At 65.0% G+C, this 22,872-nt stretch carries 20 protein-coding genes and 1 pseudogene; 16 read left to right on the top strand and 5 right to left on the bottom strand.

The window, feature by feature from the left end; translation table 11 throughout:
- Positions 1–4: 4 nt before the first annotated feature.
- From H6955_16460 to H6955_16445, 4 genes are all read left to right on the top strand, one after another.
- On the top strand, positions 5–274 hold the full coding sequence (locus H6955_16460) for an HPr family phosphocarrier protein (protein ID MCP5315153.1): 270 nt from the start codon (positions 5–7) through the stop codon (positions 272–274).
- Positions 271–2,004: a phosphoenolpyruvate--protein phosphotransferase gene (gene ptsP, locus H6955_16455; protein ID MCP5315152.1), complete on the top strand. Its 1,734-nt coding sequence runs from the start codon at positions 271–273 to the stop codon at positions 2,002–2,004. The genes H6955_16460 and ptsP overlap by 4 nt, the downstream gene beginning before the upstream one ends.
- Before the next feature lie 104 nt (positions 2,005–2,108).
- Complete coding sequence (gene mgtE, locus H6955_16450; GenBank protein MCP5315151.1) at positions 2,109–3,467, top strand: magnesium transporter; 1,359 nt, start codon at positions 2,109–2,111, stop codon at positions 3,465–3,467.
- Positions 3,464–4,198, top strand: a complete 735-nt coding sequence (locus H6955_16445; GenBank protein MCP5315150.1) for a fused MFS/spermidine synthase — start codon at positions 3,464–3,466, stop codon at positions 4,196–4,198. Before mgtE ends, H6955_16445 begins: the two co-directional genes overlap by 4 nt.
- A 53-nt stretch (positions 4,199–4,251) precedes the next feature.
- On the opposite strand, the pseudogene H6955_16440 reads toward H6955_16445, so the two are convergent.
- Positions 4,252–4,778, bottom strand: a pseudogene (locus tag H6955_16440) (zinc ribbon-containing protein).
- Positions 4,779–4,865: 87 nt separating this feature from the next.
- Positions 4,866–5,312, bottom strand: coding sequence for a hypothetical protein (locus H6955_16435; GenBank protein MCP5315149.1), 447 nt, complete (start codon positions 5,310–5,312; stop codon positions 4,866–4,868).
- 222 nt (positions 5,313–5,534) lie between these two features.
- On the opposite strand from H6955_16435, the gene H6955_16430 reads away from it, so the two are divergent.
- The 4 genes from H6955_16430 to H6955_16415 all read left to right on the top strand — a co-directional run bounded on the left by H6955_16430 (position 5,535) and on the right by H6955_16415 (position 10,082).
- On the top strand, positions 5,535–8,084 hold the full coding sequence (locus H6955_16430; protein ID MCP5315148.1) for a leucine--tRNA ligase: 2,550 nt from the start codon (positions 5,535–5,537) through the stop codon (positions 8,082–8,084).
- A gap of 10 nt (positions 8,085–8,094) precedes the next feature.
- The gene (locus H6955_16425; GenBank protein ID MCP5315147.1) at positions 8,095–8,604 is read left to right on the top strand and encodes a hypothetical protein; all 510 of its coding nucleotides are present in this window, start codon (positions 8,095–8,097) and stop codon (positions 8,602–8,604) included.
- Between the two features lie 9 nt (positions 8,605–8,613).
- A complete protein-coding gene (locus H6955_16420; GenBank protein MCP5315146.1) occupies positions 8,614–9,648 on the top strand; it encodes a DNA polymerase III subunit delta in 1,035 nt (344 codons plus the stop codon).
- 68 nt (positions 9,649–9,716) lie between these two features.
- Complete coding sequence (locus tag H6955_16415) at positions 9,717–10,082, top strand: hypothetical protein (protein ID MCP5315145.1); 366 nt, start codon at positions 9,717–9,719, stop codon at positions 10,080–10,082.
- Positions 10,083–10,130: 48 nt separating this feature from the next.
- Here the strand turns inward: H6955_16415 and H6955_16410 are convergent, their stop codons facing one another.
- Genes H6955_16410 through H6955_16400 form a run of 3 tightly spaced genes read right to left on the bottom strand, consistent with a single transcriptional unit; the run spans position 10,131 to position 12,725 of the window.
- Positions 10,131–11,081, bottom strand: coding sequence for an alpha-E domain-containing protein (locus H6955_16410; GenBank protein MCP5315144.1), 951 nt, complete (start codon positions 11,079–11,081; stop codon positions 10,131–10,133).
- 15 nt (positions 11,082–11,096) lie between these two features.
- Positions 11,097–12,548 carry a circularly permuted type 2 ATP-grasp protein gene (locus H6955_16405; GenBank protein MCP5315143.1) on the bottom strand — a complete coding sequence of 484 codons (1,452 nt, stop codon included), beginning with the start codon at positions 12,546–12,548 and terminating at the stop codon, positions 11,097–11,099.
- 6 nt (positions 12,549–12,554) lie between these two features.
- The gene (locus H6955_16400; protein MCP5315142.1) at positions 12,555–12,725 is read right to left on the bottom strand and encodes a hypothetical protein; all 171 of its coding nucleotides are present in this window, start codon (positions 12,723–12,725) and stop codon (positions 12,555–12,557) included.
- Between the two features lie 149 nt (positions 12,726–12,874).
- Here H6955_16400 and H6955_16395 point away from each other — a divergent pair, with 149 nt between their 5' ends.
- The 8 genes from H6955_16395 to H6955_16360 all read left to right on the top strand — a co-directional run bounded on the left by H6955_16395 (position 12,875) and on the right by H6955_16360 (position 22,748).
- Positions 12,875–13,657 carry a 20S proteasome subunit A/B gene (locus H6955_16395; GenBank protein MCP5315141.1) on the top strand — a complete coding sequence of 261 codons (783 nt, stop codon included), beginning with the start codon at positions 12,875–12,877 and terminating at the stop codon, positions 13,655–13,657.
- A gap of 79 nt (positions 13,658–13,736) precedes the next feature.
- Entirely contained in the window at positions 13,737–15,026 is a 1,290-nt protein-coding gene (locus H6955_16390) for a glutamate-5-semialdehyde dehydrogenase (GenBank protein ID MCP5315140.1), read from the top strand.
- A gap of 31 nt (positions 15,027–15,057) precedes the next feature.
- Entirely contained in the window at positions 15,058–15,678 is a 621-nt protein-coding gene (gene nadD, locus H6955_16385; GenBank protein ID MCP5315139.1) for a nicotinate-nucleotide adenylyltransferase, read from the top strand.
- A 79-nt stretch (positions 15,679–15,757) separates the two neighbouring features.
- Positions 15,758–16,129, top strand: a complete 372-nt coding sequence (gene rsfS / locus H6955_16380) for a ribosome silencing factor (protein ID MCP5315138.1) — start codon at positions 15,758–15,760, stop codon at positions 16,127–16,129.
- 19 nt (positions 16,130–16,148) lie between these two features.
- Entirely contained in the window at positions 16,149–16,619 is a 471-nt protein-coding gene (gene rlmH / locus H6955_16375; protein MCP5315137.1) for a 23S rRNA (pseudouridine(1915)-N(3))-methyltransferase RlmH, read from the top strand.
- A complete protein-coding gene (gene maf, locus H6955_16370) occupies positions 16,616–17,185 on the top strand; it encodes a septum formation inhibitor Maf (protein ID MCP5315136.1) in 570 nt (189 codons plus the stop codon). The genes rlmH and maf overlap by 4 nt, the downstream gene beginning before the upstream one ends.
- A gap of 9 nt (positions 17,186–17,194) precedes the next feature.
- Entirely contained in the window at positions 17,195–18,646 is a 1,452-nt protein-coding gene (rng, locus tag H6955_16365; protein ID MCP5315135.1) for a ribonuclease G, read from the top strand.
- Positions 18,647–18,746: 100 nt separating this feature from the next.
- Complete coding sequence (locus H6955_16360; GenBank protein MCP5315134.1) at positions 18,747–22,748, top strand: TIGR02099 family protein; 4,002 nt, start codon at positions 18,747–18,749, stop codon at positions 22,746–22,748.
- Positions 22,749–22,872 lie beyond the last annotated feature (124 nt).

Below are 22,872 nucleotides of genomic sequence, written 5' to 3'. Positions count from 1 at the left end.
GACCATGCTGGCTCGTGACGTGACCATATCAAACAGACTCGGCCTGCACGCGAGAGCCGCGGCCAAGCTGGTCAACGTCGCGAGTGGCTACGCGGCCGAGGTGATGCTTCACAAGAACGGCCAGCGGGTCAACGGCAAGAGCATCATGGGCGTCATGATGCTCGCTGCGAGCCAGGGGACCGTGTTGCACCTGACGGTCGACGGCGAGGGTGAAGAACAGGCGATGGCAGCGCTTGTCGACCTGATCGACAACAAGTTCGGAGAAGGCGAATGACAGTCGCCTGCGTCGGCATCGGTGTCGGAGGCGGCACCCGCATCGCGATCGGCGACGCGTATCTGGTGTCACGCGGTCCGGTCTGTGCAACTCCGGGTTGGATCGAACACGATCAGATCGAAGCGGAGATCTTTCGTTTCGAGGCGGCGATCCGGATCGCAGGCGAACAGCTGCGCGCCATCCGCGAACAGATCCCGTGCGATACGCCATCGGAGATCGCGGAGTTCATCGATACCCATCTGCTGATGCTCGAGGACCGGGCGATCTCCGGCCAGCCCATCAACCTGATCCGCAGCGAAAGACTGAGTGCGGAATGGGCTCTGCAGCAACACCGCGAACGCCTGATGCGGGTGTTCGAGCAGATGGATGATGCCTATCTGCGTACGCGACGCGACGACCTGGATCACGTGGTCAACCGGATCATGTGCATCCTGCTCGAACAAAACGAGGCACCGTTCGGCGACCTGAACGGCCGCATCGTACTCGCCGAGGACCTGACACCCGCGGACATGATCCTGATGAAGAACCAGGGGATCGCGGGGTTCGTCACCGAGTACGGCGGTCCGATGTCGCACACGGCGATCCTCGCACGCAGCCTGAGCATACCGGGCGTGGTTGGCACGCGAGGCGCAACGGCCTGCCTGCAGCACGGTGAACCGCTGGTCCTGGACGCCGGCAGCGGCGTCGTGCTCGCCGACTGTGACAGGGAGGTCCTCGCGGAGTTCGAAGGGCGGCGTGCAGCGGAGATCCAGCGCACCGCCGAATTGAGACGGCAGGGTGATCGCGTCCCGGTCACACGCGACGGCGAAAGAGTCGTTTTGCTGGCGAACATCGAACTGGCCGACGACGTCGCCATCGCGCGTGCCAACGGCGCCCAGGGTGTCGGGCTGTTTCGTACCGAGTTTCTCTACATGAACCGCGAATCACCACCCTCCGAAGAGGAACATTTCGCGGCCTATCTCGCGGTCGTCGAGGGTATGCAGGGCCGGCCGACGACGATCCGCACGCTCGACCTGGGGGCCGACAAGCAGCCCGGCGGGGCGAGCCATGCGCAGGCGTCGAGCAACCCGGCGCTGGGACTGCGCGCCATCCGTCTGTGCCTCAAGGAGCCGGAGCTGTTCCTGCCACAGATACGCGCCATCCTGCGCGCATCGGCGTACGGACCGGTGCGCATCATGCTGCCGATGCTGACCACCACCTGGGAGGTGGCCCAGACGGAACGGATCATTACCCAGGCGATGCTGCAATTGGACGCCGAGGGCATCGAATACGACCGGCACCTGCCGATCGGCGGCATGATCGAGGTACCTGCGGCCGCGCTGAACGCCCGGGCTTTCGCGCAACATCTAGACTTCCTGTCGATCGGGACCAATGACCTGATCCAGTACACGCTGGCGATCGACCGGGTCGATGATGAGCTCAACTACCTCTACGACCCGGCCCACCCCGCGGTGCTGCGGCTGATCCGCGAGGTGATCCTGGCCGGTCGCGCGGAGGGCGTACCGGTGAGCATGTGCGGCGAGATGGCCGGTGACGCACGCTTCATTCCCTTGCTGCTGGCGATGGGACTGCGCGAGTTCAGCATGCAGCCCAGCGCGCTGCTGGACGCGCGCGAGCAGATCCGTGACCTGGATGCCGCACGGCTCACCCGGGCCGTCGACGATCTGTTCGACGCCAACGAACCGATCGAACCCAGCGCCCTGCTGGCGCTTGGCGATACCGCCGACTGAATCACCGCTTCCGCAGGCTCACGCCGACACACCCCGCGGCATGCAACGCATGCTGCTAAACTCAGCGGATACCCCAACACCTTTACGAAACCCTGCCCGCCAGCATGAGCGCCGCCGCCGAAAATAGCGAAGACTCCCGCCTGCATCAGCTGCAGGATATCCTCGCCTCGGGCGCGGTGCGCGCGGCCTCGCGGCTTCTGCGCAGCCTTGCGCCGGCGGAAATCGCTCACCTGCTCGAGTCCCTGCCAGCCGGTGAGCGCGAGATCATCTGGAACCTGGTCGATGAAACGCAGGACGGCGAGATCCTGCTGCTGGTTACCGACGAGGTGCGCGCCGCACTGATCCGCCACATGGCGCCGGAGGAACTCCTCGCGGCCACCGAGAAGCTGGACCTCGACGACCTCGCCGACCTGGTCCAGCAGATGCCGTCCGCGATCACCGCAGAGGTGATGAACGCCCTCGACGACCAGCGCCGCAAGCGTCTCGAAACGGTGCTCTCCTATCCGGAGGACACCGCCGGCGGTCTGATGAACACCGACACGGTGACGGTCCGCCCGGAAGTCACGCTGGACGTGGTGTTGCGCTACCTGCGTCGCCTCGGCGACGGCGTGCCCGAGGATACCGACAAGTTGTTCGTGGTGAATCGCGACGACGGCTACCTGGGCATACTGATGCTCTCGCAGCTGGTGACGCGCAACCCCGAGGACACCGTGGCCGAGGCCATGAGCCTGGCCATGCAGCCGATCCGCGCAGAGATGTTGACCAGCGAGGTGGCCAGGCGGTTCGAGGCCCACGACATGCTGTCGGCCCCGGTGGTGGACCACGACGGCAGGCTGCTGGGCCGTATCACTGTCGACGACGTCATCGACGTCATCCGCGAAGAGGGCGAGCACCAGTTCATGGGGCGAGCGGGCCTCTCTGAAGACGAAGACATGTTTGCACCGGTACTGGCGAGTACGCGCCGCCGCGCACTGTGGCTGGGCATCAACCTCGCGACCGCATTTCTGGCGTCATGGGTGATCGGGCAATTCGAGGAGACCCTGACCAAGGTGGTCGCGCTGGCGGTGTTGATGCCGATCGTCGCCAGTATGGGCGGGATCGCCGGCAGCCAGACGCTCACGCTGGCAATTCGCGGTATCGCACTCGGTCAGTTGAGCTCGAAGAATGCCCGGGCGCTGATGTTCAAGGAACTGGCCGTCGGCACGCTGAACAGCCTGATCTGGGCAGTCGTCGTCGCAGTCATCGCGGGCGTCTGGTTCCACAGCGCGGCCATCGCGATCCTGATCGCCGCAGCGATCACCATCAACCTGGTGTTTGCCGCCATCACCGGGTCGGTCCTGCCGCTGCTGCTGGAGCGCATCGGCATCGATCCCGCGCTGGCCGGATCGGTGCTGCTGACCACCGTCACCGACGTGGTCGGATTCCTGTCGTTTCTCGGCCTTGCCACTTTGTTTCTTGTATGAAGCGGGCCCGCTGCATCTACCGCGAAGAGCACGACGATACGCACCTGGAGATCTGGGACGAGGGAGACTGCCGCAGCCTCTGGTTCGACGATGTCATCCTGCAGTCGGAGATCCACCTGCACGATGCGGCTGTCCTGCCGAACCCGGTAAACCGCGCCATGCTGGCGCACTTGATGTTCGACGCGCCGCTGCACAACGTGATGTTGGCCGGCTGCGGCGGCGGTGCGATTGCTCGCTGGCTGCATGCCCGCGCACCCGAGGTCACCGGCGATGCAGTGGAACTCTCACCGACCGTGGCCCGTCTGGCGCGCGAATACTTCGATTTTCCACCGCCGACCAGCAACTGGCGGCTGCTGGTCGAAGACGTACGCGAACACCTGGTGCACAGCGCGGCGCGCTACGACTACATCCTGGTCGACCTGGAGGAGAACCAGGCAACGCCCGACTGGCTGACCGGCCGCGAGTTCCTGACCGGGTGCCGCGAGCACCTGAACGAGCAAGGTACCCTGACGTTGAACCTGATCGTCGATGCGAGCGACGCGGCCAGCGAGGCACTGCTGAGGATCCGCCGCGTCTTCGACAACGAAACACTGCTGTTGGCTGACCCGGACCACGACAACCTGCTGGTTCTGGCATTCAATGGTGGGACGCCGGCAATCCCGGGGACAACCGGCTGCGCGATCTCGGGCGGCGGTGGGGCATCGATTTCACATCGATGGCAAAACGCATGACACGCCTGGCCGCGCCCCTGGCGACATCCTAGTCCCGGCGGCGCAGACGCCGATCAGGCGTCGCTACCCGTCTTGCGCTGGAAGGTCGTCGCATTGCACTTCGGGCAAGGCGGAATGCGACCGGTCTTTTCGAAGTGCAGGGTCTCACCGCATCCAGTGCACTCGAGCACACCCGGAGCGGTGATCTCACCCGTGTGGTACTGGCTCGCCTGACGGGCCTGCTCGGCAAACCCTCGCAGCGCCTGGCTGGTCTGGTCGGCCATCCCGGCGAACATATCCAGCATGCGGTTCTGCATCAGGCGCCAGTCGAACGTCAGCCAATCACGGAATTCCTGCCCGGTGTCGGCAATGAAGCTGGCCGCCTCGTGCAGGTCGCGTTCGACGTAGCGCGAAACCTTGTCGGCCTCCTCGCGTGTCAATTCTTCGAGCTGCACGGCCTTTTCGCGCGCATTGGCCAAGGCCTCGCGCAGCCACGGCACGGTCTTTTTTCCGCGACATCGGTGGCCTCGTGGACCCGCTGCAGCATGGACTCGTAAGCCGCCACCAGCCGATCGACAGGGTCTTTGCGCTGTTCACTCATACGGGTCTATCCATTGAGCAGATTGGATCCCGGGCATTGTAGCGCGACCTCGTACCGCGGAAGACCACCCCGCTGGCTTGCACGGTATCAGGCGACCTCGCGTACGTCGCCCGTGACCTTGCGAACCGCCGGGTACAGATGTTCCGTCTCGTTCTGGATGCGGTCCAGCACCATGTCGAACATCTCCTGGGTATCGCGCATGAACGCGTCGTACTCGCGGATCACCAGCTGTTTGGCGCGCAGTTTGCACCAGCGCTTCAAGTAGGCGGAAAAAATACGGTTGATCTCGCGCGACCCGCCCATGAAGCGGTTCGCCAGATTGTTCATCTTCTGATCACCGGCACCCAGAAGTTTCGAGTACATGGCGCTGTCGGTCACCGCAAGGTGATCTTTCACGGCGTTGACGTACTCGAAGAACAGGCTGCACGTGACTTCGGAGTCGCACAGCAGGCGATCCCCGAGCAAATGCTGCAGGATATTCGTGAGTTCGGTGATTTTGTGATTCTGCTGATGCAGTTCCTGATAGCTGACCATCAGCGCCCCTCCTTCTCCATCCGCGATTGCGGCGGTGATTGTAATTGCTTCCATACGGACGGAAGTTCCGTTCGCATACTATCCCCAACCCGTCCGGTCCACAGCAATCGTCAAACTGCGGAAAATTTAATCCAGCGCAACAAACATCGCATTAATCGCGCCGTTCCCCGGGCTGCGGTATCCTTGCCGGATTTCCTTGCCGTTTGATGAACACCTTAGCCCATGGACCCGCAGTACAATCCAGAACAGATCGAGAACGACGCACAGCGCTTCTGGGAAGAAAGTGCCTCTTTCAGGGCCATCGAAGACCCTGACAAAGAGAAATTCTACTGCCTGTCGATGTTTCCCTACCCCAGCGGCAAGCTGCACATGGGGCATGTGCGCAACTATACGATCGGTGACGTGATCTCGCGCTACCAGCGTCAGTTGGGAAAGAATGTCCTGCAGCCCATGGGCTGGGATGCCTTCGGCCTGCCCGCGGAAAACGCCGCGATCAAGCACGGCAAACCGCCGGCGGAATGGACCTACGCCAACATCGCGTACATGAAGGGACAGCTGCAACGGCTGGGATTCGGCTATGACTGGGACCGCGAACTCGCCACCTGCAGTCCGGACTACTACCGCTGGGAGCAGTGGCTGTTCACCCGTCTGATCGACAAGGGTCTGGCATACCGCAAGACGGCCACGGTCAACTGGGATCCGGTCGACCAGACAGTCCTGGCCAACGAACAGGTGATCGACGGCAAAGGCTGGCGCTCCGGAGCGGCTGTCGAAAAGCGCGACATCGAGCAGTGGTTCATCCGCATCACGGCCTATGCCCAGGAACTGCTCGACGATCTCGACCGTCTGCCCGGCTGGCCGGAACAAGTCGCAACCATGCAGCGCAACTGGATCGGCCGCTCACTGGGCGTGCAAATGAGGTTTGGCATCGAGGGTTCCGACGAGGCACTTGAGATCTACACCACGCGGCCGGATACGCTGATGGGCGTCACCTACGTCGCCGTCGCCGCCGAGCACCCGCTGGCACTGCGGGCGGCCGAAACCGATCAGCGTCTTGCCGGGTTCATCAACCAGTGCAGACAGGGTGGCATCAGCGAGGCGGAACTGGAGACCATGGAAAAACGCGGCATGGCGCTCGGCATCAATGCCGTGCACCCCGTCAGCGGAGACCGTGTGCCGATCTATGCCGCCAACTTCGTACTGATGGGCTACGGCACCGGCGCCGTCATGGCGGTGCCGGCCCATGACCAGCGCGACTGGGAATTCGCGGAAAAATACGGCATTGCGAAAAAGCAGGTCATTTTCGACCGCAGCGGCCATGCCTGCAGCATCGAACACGCCGCCTTTGTCGACAGGGGTGTGCTGGCTAATTCCGCGCCTTTCGACGGGCTCACCTCGGAAGCCGCGTTTGATGCGATAGCCGCCTGGCTCGAAAAACACCACAAGGGCAGGCAGCAGATCAATTTCCGCCTGCGTGACTGGGGGGTTTCGCGTCAGCGCTACTGGGGCTGCCCGATACCGGTGATCCGCAAGGCCGACGGCACAGTCGAGGCGGCCACTGAGTTTCCGGTGCGGCTTCCCGAAGATGTCGTGGTCGACGGCTCGGGTTCACCGTTGAAGAAAATGCCCTCGTTCTACGATCTGGGCCATGGCGACCAGCGCGAGACCGACACCTTCGACACGTTCTTCGAATCGAGCTGGTACTACGCACGCTACTGCTGCCCGGACGCCGACACGCAGATGCTCGACGAACGGGCCAGGTACTGGCTCCCGGTGGACCAGTATGTCGGCGGCATCGAGCACGCGATCCTGCACCTGCTGTATGCGCGCTTCTTCAACAAACTGATGCGTGACGAGGGCCTGGTCGACTGTGACGAGCCGTTCACCCGCCTGCTGACGCAGGGCATGGTGATCGCCGAGACCTATTACCGCAGCAACCCCGACGGTTCAAAAGAGTGGTTCAATCCGGCTGATATCGAGGTCGAGCGCGATGACAAGGGTCGCGTGGTGCGCGCCATCGCGAAGGCCGACGGCCGGCCGGTCGTCCCCGGTGGCGTGGAAAAGATGTCGAAGTCGAAGAACAACGGCGTCGACCCGCAGAGCCTGATCGATCGGTACGGCGCCGATACTGTGCGCCTGTACACCATGTTCACCGCCCCGCCCGAGCAGTCGCTGGAGTGGTCGGACGAAGGTGTCGAAGGTGCGCATCGCTTCCTCAAGCGTGTGTGGGCGCTGGGCACGCGCCTCGCCGGCCTCGCCGCGATTACACCGGGCAACGCGGCCGATTGCGCCGATACGCGGCGCGAGGTGCATGCGGCGCTGCAAAAGGCGCTGTTTGACTACGAGCGCCAGCAGTACAACACCGTGGTGTCGGCCTGTATGACCATGGTGAACGCGCTCAACAAGCTCGACGACTCGCCCGCGGCCGTCGCCGCCCTGCGCGAGGGCATGGGCATCGTGTTGCGGCTGCTGGCGCCGATCGCACCGCATGTCACCCATGCGATGTGGCGTGAACTCGGTTACGGTGACGACATCCAGCACGCTGGCTGGCCGCAGGTCGACGAATCGGCCCTGGTATGCGATACCGTGGAATACGTGGTTCAGGTCAACGGCAAGATGCGCGGCAGGATCCAGGTCGCGGCGGACGCCGGCAAAGCGACCGTCGAGCAGGCCGCCCGCGACAACGAAAACGCCAGACGCTTCACAGAGGGGCTGACGGTGCGCAAGGTCATCGTGGTGCCAAGAAAGCTGGTCAACGTCGTGGCCAACTGAGGCAAGACCGATGAAACGTTATCGTATTGCCAGGCAGATCTATGGACTGTTCGCGCTGGGCCTGTTACTCGCCACAAGCGGGTGCGGCTTCCAGTTGCGCGGCCAGGCGGGTACCAACGGGGTACCCGACCCGCTGTATATCAGCGGCATCAGCCCGATCACCGATCTGCACCGCGAATTGCGCCGGCAGATGGATGCGGCAGGCATCGCACTGGCCGACAGTGCCGCGGCCGCGCAGGCTTCGTTGGTCATCAACGCCTGGGAGCGCGACGCGCGTGTCTTGTCGGTCGACAGCCGCAACAAGGCGGTCGAGTACGAGCTCGAGGAAATCGTCGTGTTCACACTGCGCGGCCACGACGGCGACGAGTGGTTGCCTGCCACAACCGAACGCGTCGTGCGCATCCAGTATCGACCGCCCACCTCGGTGCTGGGCAGTGCGCGGGAATCGGAACTGCAGCGCCAGGACATGCTCAGTGAGCTGGTGACACGCATCCTGCGACGCGCCGCGGCGGCGCGCTGACCGCTGACCGTGCGACTGTCGGGGGACAAGCTCGCCGCTCATCTCGCCGGCACACTCGCGCCGATCTACCTGATCAGCGGCGACGAACCGCTGCAACACGGAGAGTGCTGCGACGCGGTACGCGCCGCGGCGACCCGCGCCGGCTTTACGACCCGCACCGTGATGGACGTCGGCAGCGGGTTCGACTGGCAACAGCTGAACGCCGAGGCGGCGGCATTCTCGCTGTTCGCCGAAAAGAAGGTCATCGACCTGCGCATCCCCGGCGGCAAACCGGGCAGCGAGGGAAGCAAGGCGTTGCTGGCCTACTGCGAGAACCCACCGACGGATACGCTGCTGCTGGTCTCGTTGCCGAAACTCGACCGCCAGCAACAGCAGGCCAAGTGGTTCCAGGCGCTCGAAACCGCGGGCGTCGTCGTCAGCGTCTGGCCGATCGAGGCGCGGCGCCTGCCGATGTGGATCGAACAGCGCCTGCGCGCGGCCGGAATCCTGCCGACCGGTGAAGCGGTCAGCCTGCTGGCCGAGCGCACCGAGGGCAACCTGCTCGCCGCGCGACAGGAGATCGAAAAGCTGCTGTTGCTGCACGGCCCCGGCCCCCTGGACGCTACGCAGCTCACCGCCGCAGTGACCGACAGTGCCCGTTTCGACGTGTTCGAACTGGTCGACAGTACGTTACGGGGCGAGGCGGAACGCTGCCTGCACATCCTCGACGGCCTGCGCAGCGAAGGTACGGCCGCGCCCGTCGTGCTCTGGGCACTGCACCGCGAGGTACACAGCCTCGCACAGATCACCGCGGATACTGCGCGCGGGGTCGCGATCGATACGGCATTGCAGCGCGCACGCGTGTTCAGCAGCCGGTCAAACCTGGTCCGCCAGGCGCTCGGCCGGTTGCGCACCGCACAATGGCTGGCGCTGCTCGACCGTTGTCACCTGATCGACGCGGCGATCAAGGGGCAACACCGGACGGATCCCTGGCTACTATTGGAACAGCTGGTGCTCGTCGTCTGCGGACAGCGCCCGCCGGAAGGACTGACTGCCGCGCGCTGATCGCGCCGAGGCCGCGCCGGCGCTCCGCAGATACAAGGGCGCTTCATCCACCGACCCGGGAGGTCACCATGTTCCGCAGACTCGCCCCCCTGGCACTCGCGATGTCCATGACGGCCCCGGCCATTGCCGGCGACTATGACGGCGTCTGGATATTCGACGATCAATCCACAAGCGACTACTACCTGGTAACCCAGAATGGCGGCACGCTGCTGTTGGTCGGCGTCTATGCCGCGATGGACGGATGGGATGCCTTCGTCGGCAGCATCGGCACCGGCACGCAGGCGCAGATGCGTACGCTGCTGTCGCCGGACGGCACCCAGGCGGTATTCACGCTGACGTTCACGTCGCCGACCCGTGCACAGATGGTGTTGCAATCGTGCAACGCCTGCGACCTCCCGTTGGCGACCGAGCTATCGCTGGTCAAGATCTTCTGAGGCCGCCTGCCGGAGCTGCCGCGGCGAACGGCCGGAGACGGGCATCCCTCAAGCGGTCTCGTCGAGCTGCAGTGGCGGCGGAAAATACGATTTGGCCAGCGTTTTGTGCAGCCGCATGATGCCGATCTGCAGCTCGTCGATGAATTCGTGCAGCGATGCCTGGGTCATTTCCGCGACATTCGTCAGCTTGAGCTGGCGCTTGACCGCGCGCACGTCGCGCAGCACCGCCTCGGCATTGTCCAGACGCTCGACGCTTTCGTCGACCGCATCGACGCAGTGCAGGAACGAACGCGGAAACAGCGGATTGTGAAACAGGAAATCGAGCACGTCCGCGCGGCTGACCCTGATCGCCACATGCCGTCGGTAGGTCTGATAACCCGACATCGATCGCAACACGCTGATCCACTGCAGGGTGTCAAGCGAACGAGACTCGAGCATGTCATCCGGAAACAGGTCAGTCGAGCGCACATCGATGATGCGCGTGGTCATATCGGCGCGCTCCAGGTTGCGACCGATGCGGGCGAAGTGCCAGGCCTCGTCGCGATACATCACCGACCCGAGCAGGCCGACGATCTGCTGCGAGCCGCTGATGATCCCGTCGAGAAAATCGTCCCGACCGCTCTTGGTCAGGCCGGACTGCACATTCTCCTTGGCGAACAGATACAGCTCGTTGAGCTTCTCCCAGGATGATCGTGGCAACACCTCGCGTACGGTGCGGCAGTTCTCGCGGGCCGCTGCCAGCGACGAGAGTATCGAGCCGTGGTTGTTCGCGTCACCAATCAGGAAGCGCACGATATTGCGCTCGTTCGGTTCGCGTTCCACTGTCTCGAACTGCTGGCGCAGCCCGGTGATATCCACCAACGGCTCCCAACCGGGCGCGATCCCGCTCGGCGTGTCCAGCACCAGGTGCGAATTGACCCGGACCAGGCGCGCCGTATTTTCTGCACGCTCGACGTAACGGGCGAGCCAGTAAATGTTCTCCGCGACGCGTGACAGCATGGCGACCTCCTCCGCTCAGTTGCCGGTATCCACGATCCAGGTGTCTTTCGATCCGCCGCCCTGCGAGGAATTGACCACCAGAGATCCTTTGCGCAGGGCGACGCGGGTCAGTCCGCCGGTCGTGACGAAAGTCTTGCGACCGCTGAGAATGAACGGGCGCAGGTCGACATGCCGCGGCTCGAGACATTGGCCGACCACGGTGGGAACGGTCGACAGGCCCAGCGTCGGCTGTGCAATGTAGTTGCGCGGATTCTTGCTGATCAGGTCGGCAAAGGTCTTGCGCTCGGCCCTGGTGGAACGCGGGCCAATCAGCATGCCGTAGCCACCGGATTCATTGGCCGGCTTGATCACCAGTTCTTCCAGATGATCAAGCACGTATTGCCTCTCGTCGGGGTACATGCAGCGATAGGTCGGGACATTGGGTATCCCAGGCTCTTCGTCGAGGTAATAACGGATGATCTCGGGAACAAAGGCATACACCACCTTGTCGTCGGCGACGCCCGCGCCCGGGGCGTTCGCCAGTCCGACCTTGCGTGCCTTCCACGCACGCAGCAGGCCGGGCACGCCCAGGACCGAATCCTCGCGAAACGCCTCCGGATCCATGAATTCGTCGTCGATGCGACGGTAGATCACATCGACACGCTGCGGGCCCGATACCGTTCGCATGTAGACGCAGTCGTCGTCATCGACGAACAGATCTCTGCCCTCTACCAGCTCGGCGCCCATCTCCATCGCCAGGTAGGCGTGCTCGAAATAGGCCGAGTTGTAGATCCCCGGCGTCAATACCGCCACGGTCGGGCGCTTGACGTTGCGCGGCGACAATGCGGCCAGCATTTCGTACAGCTGGGTCGGATAGTCGTCAACCGGCAGCGGCGCATAGGACTCGAAAAGCTCGGGGAACACGCGCTTGGTGACCAGACGGTTCTCCAACATGTAGGAGACCCCCGAGGGAACGCGCAGGTTGTCTTCCAGCACGTACATGGTGCCGTCGGCATCGCGCACCAGGTCCGAGCCACAGATGTGCGCCCACACCCCGAGCGGGGGGTTGACCCCCACGCACTGCGGCCGGAAGTTCTTCGATTCGGCCAGCACCTCGGCGGGAAAAACCCCGTCCCTGATGATCTTCTGCTCGTGATACAGGTCGTTGATGAACAGGTTCAGCGCCTTCACACGCTGCTTCAGACCGGCCTCAATGCGGTCCCACTCCTGCTTCTCGATGATGCGCGGCACGATATCGAACGGCCAGTTGCGATCGATCATGCCGTCGTTTTCGCTGTACACCGTGAAAGTGATGCCCATCGCACGGATGGCCAGGTCCGCGGCGTCCTGACGCGCCGCCAGTTCATCGCTGTTCATCTTGCGGAACAGGCTGATCAGCTCGCGTGCCAGCGGCCGCGCCCGGTTGCGGCGCACCATCATCTCGTCGAAAAACGGGCCAGGGTCGTAGTCTTTGAGGTCGATCGGCATAGGGTTTCACATCCGGAACAGGCCGGCACTGGTTGAATGTAGGCTGAAAAGACGTTCGGTGGCATGGATCGGCGAGCCGGCAAGCCCGCCTTTGCGGATGCGCCAGGCGCGTACAACGCCCGCACCCGCCTTCGGCGCCTGTCCCGTTCTGTCGCGCCTCGTTGCGCGCTTGGACATGAGTACCTCGACCCGATCCCGGCCATGCTGGGAAGAACACGCATGAGCTTAGCAGAGTTCGCAGCGAGGGCTTGTACGGGGCTTCCACAGCACGCCGTTTTCGCTTCATACTTTACGTATTCTTCCAACGCCTACCGGATCTCACGCCGATGACCTACTGCGTCGGACTCAATCTAGATGATGGCCTGGTGTTCGCATCGGACTCTCGCACCAACGCCGGGGTGGACTACGTCACCACCTACAGCAAGATGCACGTGTTCAATCCGTCGCCGGACCGCCTGTTCGTGATCCTCTCGGCTGGCAACCTGGCGACCACCCAGGAGGTCGTGAACCATATTCAACGCGATCTCGACTATCCCACCGGCGGCCCCAATCTGGCCACGGTGCGCTACCTGTTCGAGGCGGCCGAATACATCGGCAGCGTCAGCCTGGCAGTACAGAAGGAACACAGCCCGGCACTGATGCAGTCAGGCGTCAGCGGAGAGACCACCTTGCTCATCGGTGGCCAGATCGCCGGCCAGCGGCACGGCCTGATGCTGGTCTACCCGCAGGGCAACTACATCACCTCCTCGCCGGAGACGCCTTATCTGCAGATCGGCGAGAGCAAGTACGGCAAACCGGCTCTGGATCGCATCGTGCACCCCGGGCTCTCGCTCAACCAGGGTGCGCGCCTGGCGCTCGTTTCGCTGGATGCGACGACCCGCTCGAACATCACGGTCGGACCGCCGTTCGAACTCGCGACCTACGAAAAAGACAGCCTGGTGCTCGGCTGTCGCTGCCGGTTCGATGCCGACGACAAGTACCTGATCAGCGTCCGCGAGGCGTGGAACCAGGGCATCCAGGAGGCGTTCCTCAACCTGCCCAAGTTCTCCTGGGAAGTCTCCGCCAAGGAACACCCGGTCGCCGAACCGGTCCCGCTGCAGGGCAGCTGAGCCTCGCGTCGCCGGTGTCGGCTGGCGGCGCCAGCTGCGGTAGAATTGGCGTTCTGACCGCGAAACACAAAGGCACCCCATGAGCCAGGCCGCTGAAAACCTGCAGATCGCCGACGTCGACAGCTACATGCACGAACTCGGGCGACGCGCCCGCGTCGCCGCGCGAGCGCTGGCGGCCGCCGAGACAGGCGCCAAGAATGCCGCGCTGGAGGCCATCGCTGGCGACCTCGACATGCAGCGTGAAGCGCTGCTCGCCGCCAATCGCCGTGATCTCGAGGCCGGTGCCGCCAAGGGCCTGGATGCCGCATTGCTCGATCGCCTGGAGCTCAACCAGTCGCGCATCGACGGGATGATCGAGGGCCTGCGCCAGATCGCCGCGCTGCCCGATCCGATCGGCGAAATCTTCGACATGAAGTTCCGCCCGAGCGGTATCCAGGTCGGACGCATGAGAGTGCCGCTCGGCGTGGTCGGGATCATCTACGAGTCGCGACCGAACGTGACCGCGGACGCGGCCGCCCTGTGTCTGAAATCCGGTAATGCGACCGTGCTGCGCGGCGGGTCGGAGGCGTTCCACTCGAACCAGGCGATTGCCGCCTGCATAGGGCGCGGCCTGCAGCGTGCCGGGCTGCCGGCGGACGCGGTGCAGGTGGTCGCCACCACCGACCGTACCGCAGTCGATCTGATGGTGACGATGCCGCAGTCGATCGACGTGATCATCCCGCGCGGCGGCAAGGGCCTGATCGAACGCATCAGTGCGACCGCACGGGTGCCGGTGATCAAGCACCTGCACGGGATCTGCCACGTCTATGTCGACGACGAGGCCGATCCGAACAAGGCGTTCGACGTCGCACTGAACGCCAAGACCCAGCGCTACGGCACCTGCAACACGATGGAGACGCTGCTGGTCAATTCCACGGTCGCCGCCGATTTCCTGCCGGGGCTCGCAGCGGCGTACTGGGACAAGGGCGTGGAACTGCGCGGCTGTGAACAGACCTGCGGCATCCTCGGTGCGCAATGCGTGCCGGCGAACGCGACCGACTGGGACGAAGAGTATCTGGCACCGATCCTGTCGATCCGCGTGGTCGACGACATTGACGCAGCGATGGACCACATCGCGCTGCACGGCTCCCTGCACACCGAGAGCATCATCACCGAGAACATCAGCAAGGCGCGGCGTTTTCTGCGCGAGGTCGATGCCAGTTCGGTGATGGTCAACGCCTCGACGCGCTTCGCGGACGGCTTCGAATACGGCCTCGGTGCCGAAATCGGCATCTCCACCGACAAGTTTCATGCACGCGGGCCGGTCGGCCTCGAGGGGCTGACGTCGGTGAAGTTCATCGTGCTGGGCGACGGACACATCCGCCAATGAGGCCCTGCCGGCAGTGCAGCCGGCCGCGCCGATGATCGGGGTCCTGGGCGGCACCTTCGACCCGGTGCACGCCGGCCACCTGCGGCTCGCGATCGAGGCACGCGAGGCGCTCGGACTCGCCGAGGTGCGCCTGATCCCACTCGCGCACGCGGTCCACCGCGACCAACCCGAAACCCCGGCCGAGCTGCGGCTGGCGATGCTGCGCGCCGCGGTCGCAGGTCACGAGGACCTGGTCCCCGACGATCGCGAAATGCGCCGCAGCGGCCCGTCGTTCACGGTCGATACGCTGCGATCGCTGCGCGCCGAGTGGCCGGAGCGCGACCTGTGCCTGCTGCTCGGCGGCGATGCGTTCGCCGGTTTTGCCGACTGGCGTGACCCGCAGACGATCCTCGAACTGGCCAACCTCGCGGTCGTGCAAAGGCCCGGGCATGGCGTCCCGGGCGACCCGCGGCTGCGTGTGATCCTCGACCGGCATCGCAGCGAGCGGCTGCAGCCGGGACGCAACGGCCGGATCGTGTTGCTGGGCGGCACACTCCTGGAGATCGCCTCCAGCGACATCCGCCGGCGTGTGGCCGAGGGCCGCAGCATCGATTTCCTGACGCCGCCCGCGGTGGTCGACCTGATCGCGCAGCACGCCTTGTATCGCCGATGAACCGCCCAACGCATCGGCGCGGGCGAAGTGCGCTGCGCATGGTTTATCATTCGGGCATCAACCCTATCCGGACCCACGCATGCAGGTAGAAGAACTCCGCGACCTCGTCGTCAGGACACTGGAAGACATGAAGGCCTTCGACATCGTCACGCTCGACGTGCGCGGCAAGACCAGCATCACCGATTATTTCGTGATTGCTTCGGGCACGTCTGACCGACACGTCAAATCGACCGCCGAGGCGGTTGCCTTTCAGGCCAAGCAGGCCGACCAGCCACCGATCGGTACCGAGGGACTGCAGGAAGGCGAATGGGCGCTGATCGACCTCAATGGCGTAGTCGTCCACGTGATGCAACCCAAAGTACGCGACTTCTACCAGCTGGAGCGCCTGTGGAGCGTAGATCCGGCGGCCGCCGAGAAGGTCAGCCGGGAACGCGGTTCCGGTTCCAGTTGATGGGCGAATATCGGCCACGGTGCAGATCCACCTGATCGCGATCGGCGAACGCATGCCGGCCTGGGTGCAGGCGGGCTACCAGGAGTATGCGCGGCGCCTGCCCGGCGAGTGCGCGCTCAACCTCGTCGAGATCACCGCCGGTCGTCGCACCAAGAATACCGACACCGCACGCCTTGTGCGCGACGAGACCCAGCGCCTGCTCGCGGCCGTCCCCAAGGGGGCGGTCGTGGTGGCGCTCGAGGTCGAAGGACGCGCCTGGTCGACCGCGCAGCTCGCCGGCCAACTCGACCAGTGGCTGCACGGCGGCCGCGATGTGGCACTGCTGGTCGGGGGGCCGGACGGCCTCGACCCGCTGGCCAGGAACACCGCCGAGCAACTCTGGTCGCTGTCGCCCCTGACCCTGCCGCACCCGCTGGTACGCATCCTGGTCGCGGAGCAGATCTACCGGGCCTGGAGCGTGTTGCGCAACCATCCCTACCACCGCGCATGATCGTCCTGGCGTCGCAGTCGCCACGCCGTGCCGAGCTGCTGACCCAGGTCGGACTGGCATACCGCGTGCAGGCGGCGCATGTCGACGAGCGTGTGATGCCCGGCGAACCGGCCGCCGACTATGTGCGGCGGATCGCAGTGGCCAAGGCACGGGCGGTGCGCCGCGATCATCCCGAACAGCCGGTGATCGGAGCGGACACCGCGGTGATCCTGGATGACGCGATTCTCGGTAAGCCGGCCGACGAGGCCGACGGGATCGCCATGCTGTTGCGACTCGCCGGACGCACGCACTCGGTGCTGACCGGAGTCGCGCTGGTCACCGACCGCATTGCCTACCGGCTGAACACCAGCCGGGTGCGCTTCCGCGAGATCGATCCGACCGAGGCCGCCGCCTACTGGGCGAGCGGCGAACCGGCCGACAAGGCGGGCGGCTACGCGGTCCAGGGGCTTGGCGCAGCGTTCATCGAGCACATCGAAGGCAGCTATTCGGGCATCATGGGACTGCCATTGTTCGAGACCCTGCAGCTGCTCAAACAGATCGGCGTGCGTACCCGTTACGGCGTGTAAACTCGACGCATGAGTGAAGAGATCCTGATCAATGTCACCCCCCCGGAAACCCGAGTGGCCGTCATCGAAAACGGGGTGGTCCAGGAGATCATCGTCGAACGCACCGCCAAGCGCGGCCTGGTGGGCAACATCTACAAAGGCAAGGTCTGCCGGGTCCTGCCCGGCATGCAGGCGGCATTCGTCGACGCCGGCCTGGAACGCGCGGCGTTCCTGCATGCCTCCGACATCCAGGCCGACAACCCCGAGAAGACCGGGCAGATCACCGACCTCGTCAAGGAAGGCGGCGAGGTCATAGTACAGGTCGTGAAGGATCCGCTCGGAACCAAGGGCGCACGGCTTACCACCAACATCTCGATTCCGTCACGCTACATGGTGTTCATGCCCGGCATGAACAACGTCGGCGTCTCGCAGAAGATCGAGGACGAGACCGAACGCATGCGCCTGCGCGACGTCCTGACACGGTTCGCGGAGGCCAATCAGATCAGCGGCGGCTTCATTGCCCGAACCGCCGCCGAGGGCATCTCCGAAGAGGCGCTGCACGCCGACATGCGTTTCCTGGTGCGCCTGTGGAACTCGATCCGGGAACGCGCCACCGGCACACCGGGCAAACAGTTGATTCATGAAGACCTGCCGCTGGCACTGCGCGCGCTGCGCGACCTGATCAACCCGGAGGTCGAAAAGGTACGCATCGATTCGCGCTCGACCTGGGAGAAGGCCCTGCAGTTTGCGGCGAAGTACATCCCGGATCAGCGCTGCTCGATCGAGTATTACCCGGGCGAACGCCCGATCTTCGACCTCTACGGGGTCGAGGACGAGATCCAGAAGGCACTCGAGCGCAAGGTCGACCTGAAGTCCGGCGGCCATCTGGTCATCGACCAGACCGAGGCGATGACGACGATCGACGTCAACACCGGTGCCTTCGTCGGCCACCGCAACCTCGAGGAAACGATCTTCAAGACCAACCTCGAGGCCGCCCAGGCAATCTGCCGCCAGCTGCGCCTGCGCAATCTCGGCGGCATCATCATCATCGATTTCATCGATATGACCGACGACGACCACAAGCGCCAGGTGATGCGCGCCCTGGAGCGCTGTCTCGCACACGATCACGCAAAGACACACATCTCCGAGGTATCCAGCCTGGGACTGGTCGAAATGACCCGCAAGCGCACGCGTGAATCACTGGAACACGTGCTGTGTCAGAGTTGTCCCACCTGTAGTGGCCGCGGCACATTGAAGACCGCCGAGACCGTGTGTTTCGACATCTTTCGCGACATCCTGCGCGAATGGCGTCAGTTCGACGTCGAGCAGCTGCTGGTGTTGGCATCGCAGGAGGTCGTCGACCGCCTGCTGGACGAAGAGTCGCAGAATCTCGCCGAGCTGGAGCAGTTCATCGGGCGACCGATCAAGTTGCAGGCCGAGGCCTTGTACAACCAGGAACAGTACGACGTCGTGCTGATCTAACGGCGCATGGGCCCGCCGCGTACGGCCGACCTTGGCAGCGTCCGCGACGGGCTGCGGGCGTAGCGACCGATACGCCACGCCGCAACATTGGGATAGGGCATTGCGCATTCTCAAGCACCTGCTGCTCGGTCTGTTGATCCTGTGGGGACTGCTCGCGCTCACGGTGCGCATCGCAACGCCGCTGATCGCCGATTACCGCGAATCGGTTGCCGCATGGGCCGGCGACCGGCTTGGCACACCAGTCAGGATCGGCCGGATCGGGCTGCGCTGGTACGGCCTGCGCCCGCTTCTCGAGCTACACGATGTCGCCATAGGTGACAGTGACCGGCAGCTGCGGGTCGATGGGGTGTCGGTCGACGTCACGCCGACCCGCCTGGCGACCGGCGGGCTCGCCGATGCATTGCGCGTCACGGTCGACGGTCTGCAGGTGACAGCCGTTCGCGAGGCCGACGGCCGGCTGCATATCGAGGGTATAGGCCCGTTCGATCCAGGCGCCGCAACCGGCTCCCGGCAACCGCTGCTGCCACGACGGCTGCATCTGACCAACACCCGCGTGGTCTGGGTCGACCACCGCGTCGACATGCCGCCCCTGCCGATCGAAGACGTCACCGTGGTGATGGCGCACAACGGCGGTCGTCTGCGACTGTATGCGGGCCTGCAGACTCCGGCCGGCTCCGCCGAACTCAACGCGCGTTTGCGCGGATCGTTGAGCGGTACCGAATGGCAGGGCGATACCTATCTGAAGCTCGAGCGACTCGATGTCGCGCGCCTGTTCGCCGCGTATATGCCGGCGCGATACGGCCTGCATTCGATGGCCGTCGACCTCGAGGCGTGGACCCACTGGGACCAGGCGACACCGGTCAGCGCCCAGGGCCGGGTGGCACTGAACGACCTCGACCTGCGGCCGACCGCCGCGGACACCGGCGCGCTGCAGGTGCCGCACGCCGCGGCCGGTTTCGACTTCCGACGCGATGCCACCGGCGGTCGCGTCGGCATCGGGGATCTGCACCTGACAGTCGGTGCTCGCACCTGGCCGACAGGCAACCTGGCACTGGCCTGGACATCGGCACCCGATGGCGCCACGCAACTGCGTGGTGCGGCCGACTATCTGCGCATCGAAGACCTGGCCCATATCCTCCGGGTACGCATGCCGTGGCCGGAGCTCGCCGGACCCTTGGCCCGGTTCAAACCACGAGGAGAACTGCGCGACCTGCGTTTCGCGGCGGATTTCGACGACGCGACGCCACACTGGCGGGCGCAGGCAGGTTTCGCCGCGCTGGGCACGGCCGCCTGCGGCCGTGTGCCGGCCACCGCCAACCTCGCCGGGACGCTGCACGCACAACAGGACCACGCGATCGTGCAACTCGATGCCCGGGGTTCGACGGTACGGTTCACGAGGCTGTTCCGCGATGCACTGCAGCTCTCGCAGCTACAAGGGCGCATCGACCTGCTGCGCGAACGCGACGGCTGGCGATTGCACAGCGATGCACTGCTCGCCGTCACCCCGCACATCACGACACGCACCCGGGTCGATCTGCGGACCCGTCCGGACGCAGCACCGTTTCTCGACCTGCAGACCGATTTTCGCGACGGCGACGCCGGTTATGCCAGTCGTTACTATCCGGTCGATGTCATGGGTGAGCACCTGGTCGAGTGGCTCGACCGGTCGATCATCTCTGGCCATGTCATACAGGGCACAACACTGGTGTATGGCGAACTGGGGGACTTTCCATTCGAACACCACCACAGCGGGACTTTCACCGTGGTGTTCGATGCCGAAGACGTGAATCTGGACTACCGCGAGGGGTGGCCACCCCTGGAGGGAATCGGCGCCCGGGTGCGTTTCGAGGGGAACCACCTGGACATCGTGGCTGACCGCGGAACCGTCTTCGACAGCCGCCTGATCGAGGCGCAGGCGCATATCCGCAGCCTGCACCCCACCAGCCCGATCGAGATCGCCGGCCAGGTCGAGGGACCACTCAGCGACGATCTGCGGATTTTGCGTGAAGAGGCGCTGCGTCCGCGCTTCGGGCATTTCGCCGAGGCATTGCAGGGGCGCGGTCAGACGCGCCTGATGCTGGATTTCAGTCTCCCGCTCAAAGGCCCGGGCGAGCCGACACTGGCAGGCCGACTGGACTTCGAAGGTGCCGAACTCGCGCTCCCCGCCTGGAACCTCAACGTCACCGATCTGCGCGGTCAACTCGGCTTCACACTCGACGGTCTGAATGCGCGCGCAATCAAGGGACAGGCGTTGGGGGCGCCGGTGACGATCGATGTCGAACGCCGCCCTGGCGGCGTCACCCGGGTACACACCCAGGGCCGCTTCGACGTCAGCCGGGTCGCCGGTCAATGGCCGTCGCTGCCACTGCAACCGGCCGATGGGGCCGCGGGGTTCACGATCGATGTCGATATCCCGTCCGCGCAGGCGGCATCGAACGTAACCGGCATACTGGCGATCAACAGCGACCTCGAGGGGGTGCGGCTCGACCTGCCGGCGCCACTCGGCAAGACTGCCGCGCAAAAACGCGAACTGGCGTTGCGCATGCCGTTGGGGGATACCGCCGATCCGGGGGAACTCGAGTATGCCGAACGCCTGTCTGCGCGCTTCGACAATACGGGGAAACGCATCGGCGTGGCGTTCGGCAAGCGCGCTACGCTGCCGCCCGAGCCGGGCATCCGGATTACCGGGCGCATCGAACAGTTCGATCCCGGGGCGTGGTGGACCGCCATGCAGCGGTTTCCGCAGACGGCCGGCTCGCAACCGCCACCGACATCGCTCGACCTGCAGGTCGACCGTCTGTCGGTGGCACCGCTGGACATCGCCGACATGCACGTCGAGGCAGCCTATGCGGCCGGCTACTGGCACGGGCAGATCGAGAGCGAGCGGCTCGCCGGCAGCTTCGGCGGTGCCCTGCCGCTGACCGCAGCCCCATTGCGCGTGACCCTGAGCCGACTGGCGCTCGACCTGCCGCACGACGACGAGGCGCCACTCGATGCAGGACCGCCCGACCCGTCGACCGGCACGGACCCAGGCACCCTGCCGGAACTGGACGTGGAAATCGCCGGCCTGACGCTGAACGACGCCGACCTCGGCACGCTGCGGCTGCACGCACGGCGCAGCGGCAGCGGACTCGAAGTCGACGAGTTCGGCCTGCACGATGGGCAACTCGAACTGACCAGCAGCGCCATCTGGCAGCGGGGTGAACAGGGCATCCACAGCGAATGGCGCGGCGACGTCGATACCGCGGCGCTCGGGGACCTGCTGGTCGATCTGGGTTATTCGCGACAGATCGAAGATGCCGCCGCACAGATCGCGTTCCGACTGCGCTGGCCAGGGAGTCCGGCACAGTTGCACCGCGCGACGCTGGAGGGTGCGCTGGAGCTCGACATAGGCGCCGGGCGCCTGGTCGAACTCGACCCGGGCGTCACGCGGGTGGTCGGCTTGTTGAACCTGAATGCCCTGACCCGCCGCCTGCGGCTGGACTTCAGCGACTTCTACAAGAAGGGATACAGCTTCGACAGCATCAAAGGGGCCTTCCACTTCGCGAACGGCACGGCACAGACCGACGACCTGACGGTGCGCGGTCCCACTGGACGTATCGAGGTGAACGGATCGGCCGACCTGCTCGCCGAGACGCTCGATCAGAAGGTCACCGTAATCCCCAATCTGGACGCGACGCTGCCGATCGCCGGCACCATCGCGGGTGGGCCGGTCGCCGGGGTGGCGGTGCTGGTCGCCCAGCGCCTGATGACCAAGCAGGTCGATCAGATCTATCGCTTCGAATATGCGCTGAGCGGCCCCTGGGCGCAGCCCGAGGTGCGGCAGCTCGACAGCGGCGGCACCCTGTCCAAGCTCCTGCAGCCGTTCAAGCGCGAGTCACCCGATGCACCGCCCGTGGATCCGGCGGCTTCCGACCGGGACGCCGCCGGCGCCGCGAACCCGCCCCTGCCCCCGCCCGACGGGCCCGCTGCGGTACCGGCCGACGAGGCACCGGCCTCGGGCGCGCAGCAGCCCGCCGAACCGGGCACGTTGCGCAGCCTGCTCGACCGCTTGAAGCGCAACGAGGGTCCCGCAACGGATGCCGCAATCGGCGTACCCTGAACGCCACTCCCCGCGCGGGCGGCAAAAATCCACCACTCGCGACCCGCTTTTCCCCGACCATTAGCGCTTTGCCGCCCGCGTCGCAGGCATTAGAGTTGCAGGTGGTTTGATAGATGTATGAGCG

It is taken from the genome of Chromatiaceae bacterium (genome assembly GCA_024235395.1).
In the GTDB taxonomy this organism is placed as follows: domain Bacteria; phylum Pseudomonadota; class Gammaproteobacteria; order Chromatiales; family Chromatiaceae; genus Thiosocius.
Note: the sequence above shows the minus strand (reverse complement) of the source record. Positions and strands in the feature narration are given on the sequence as shown.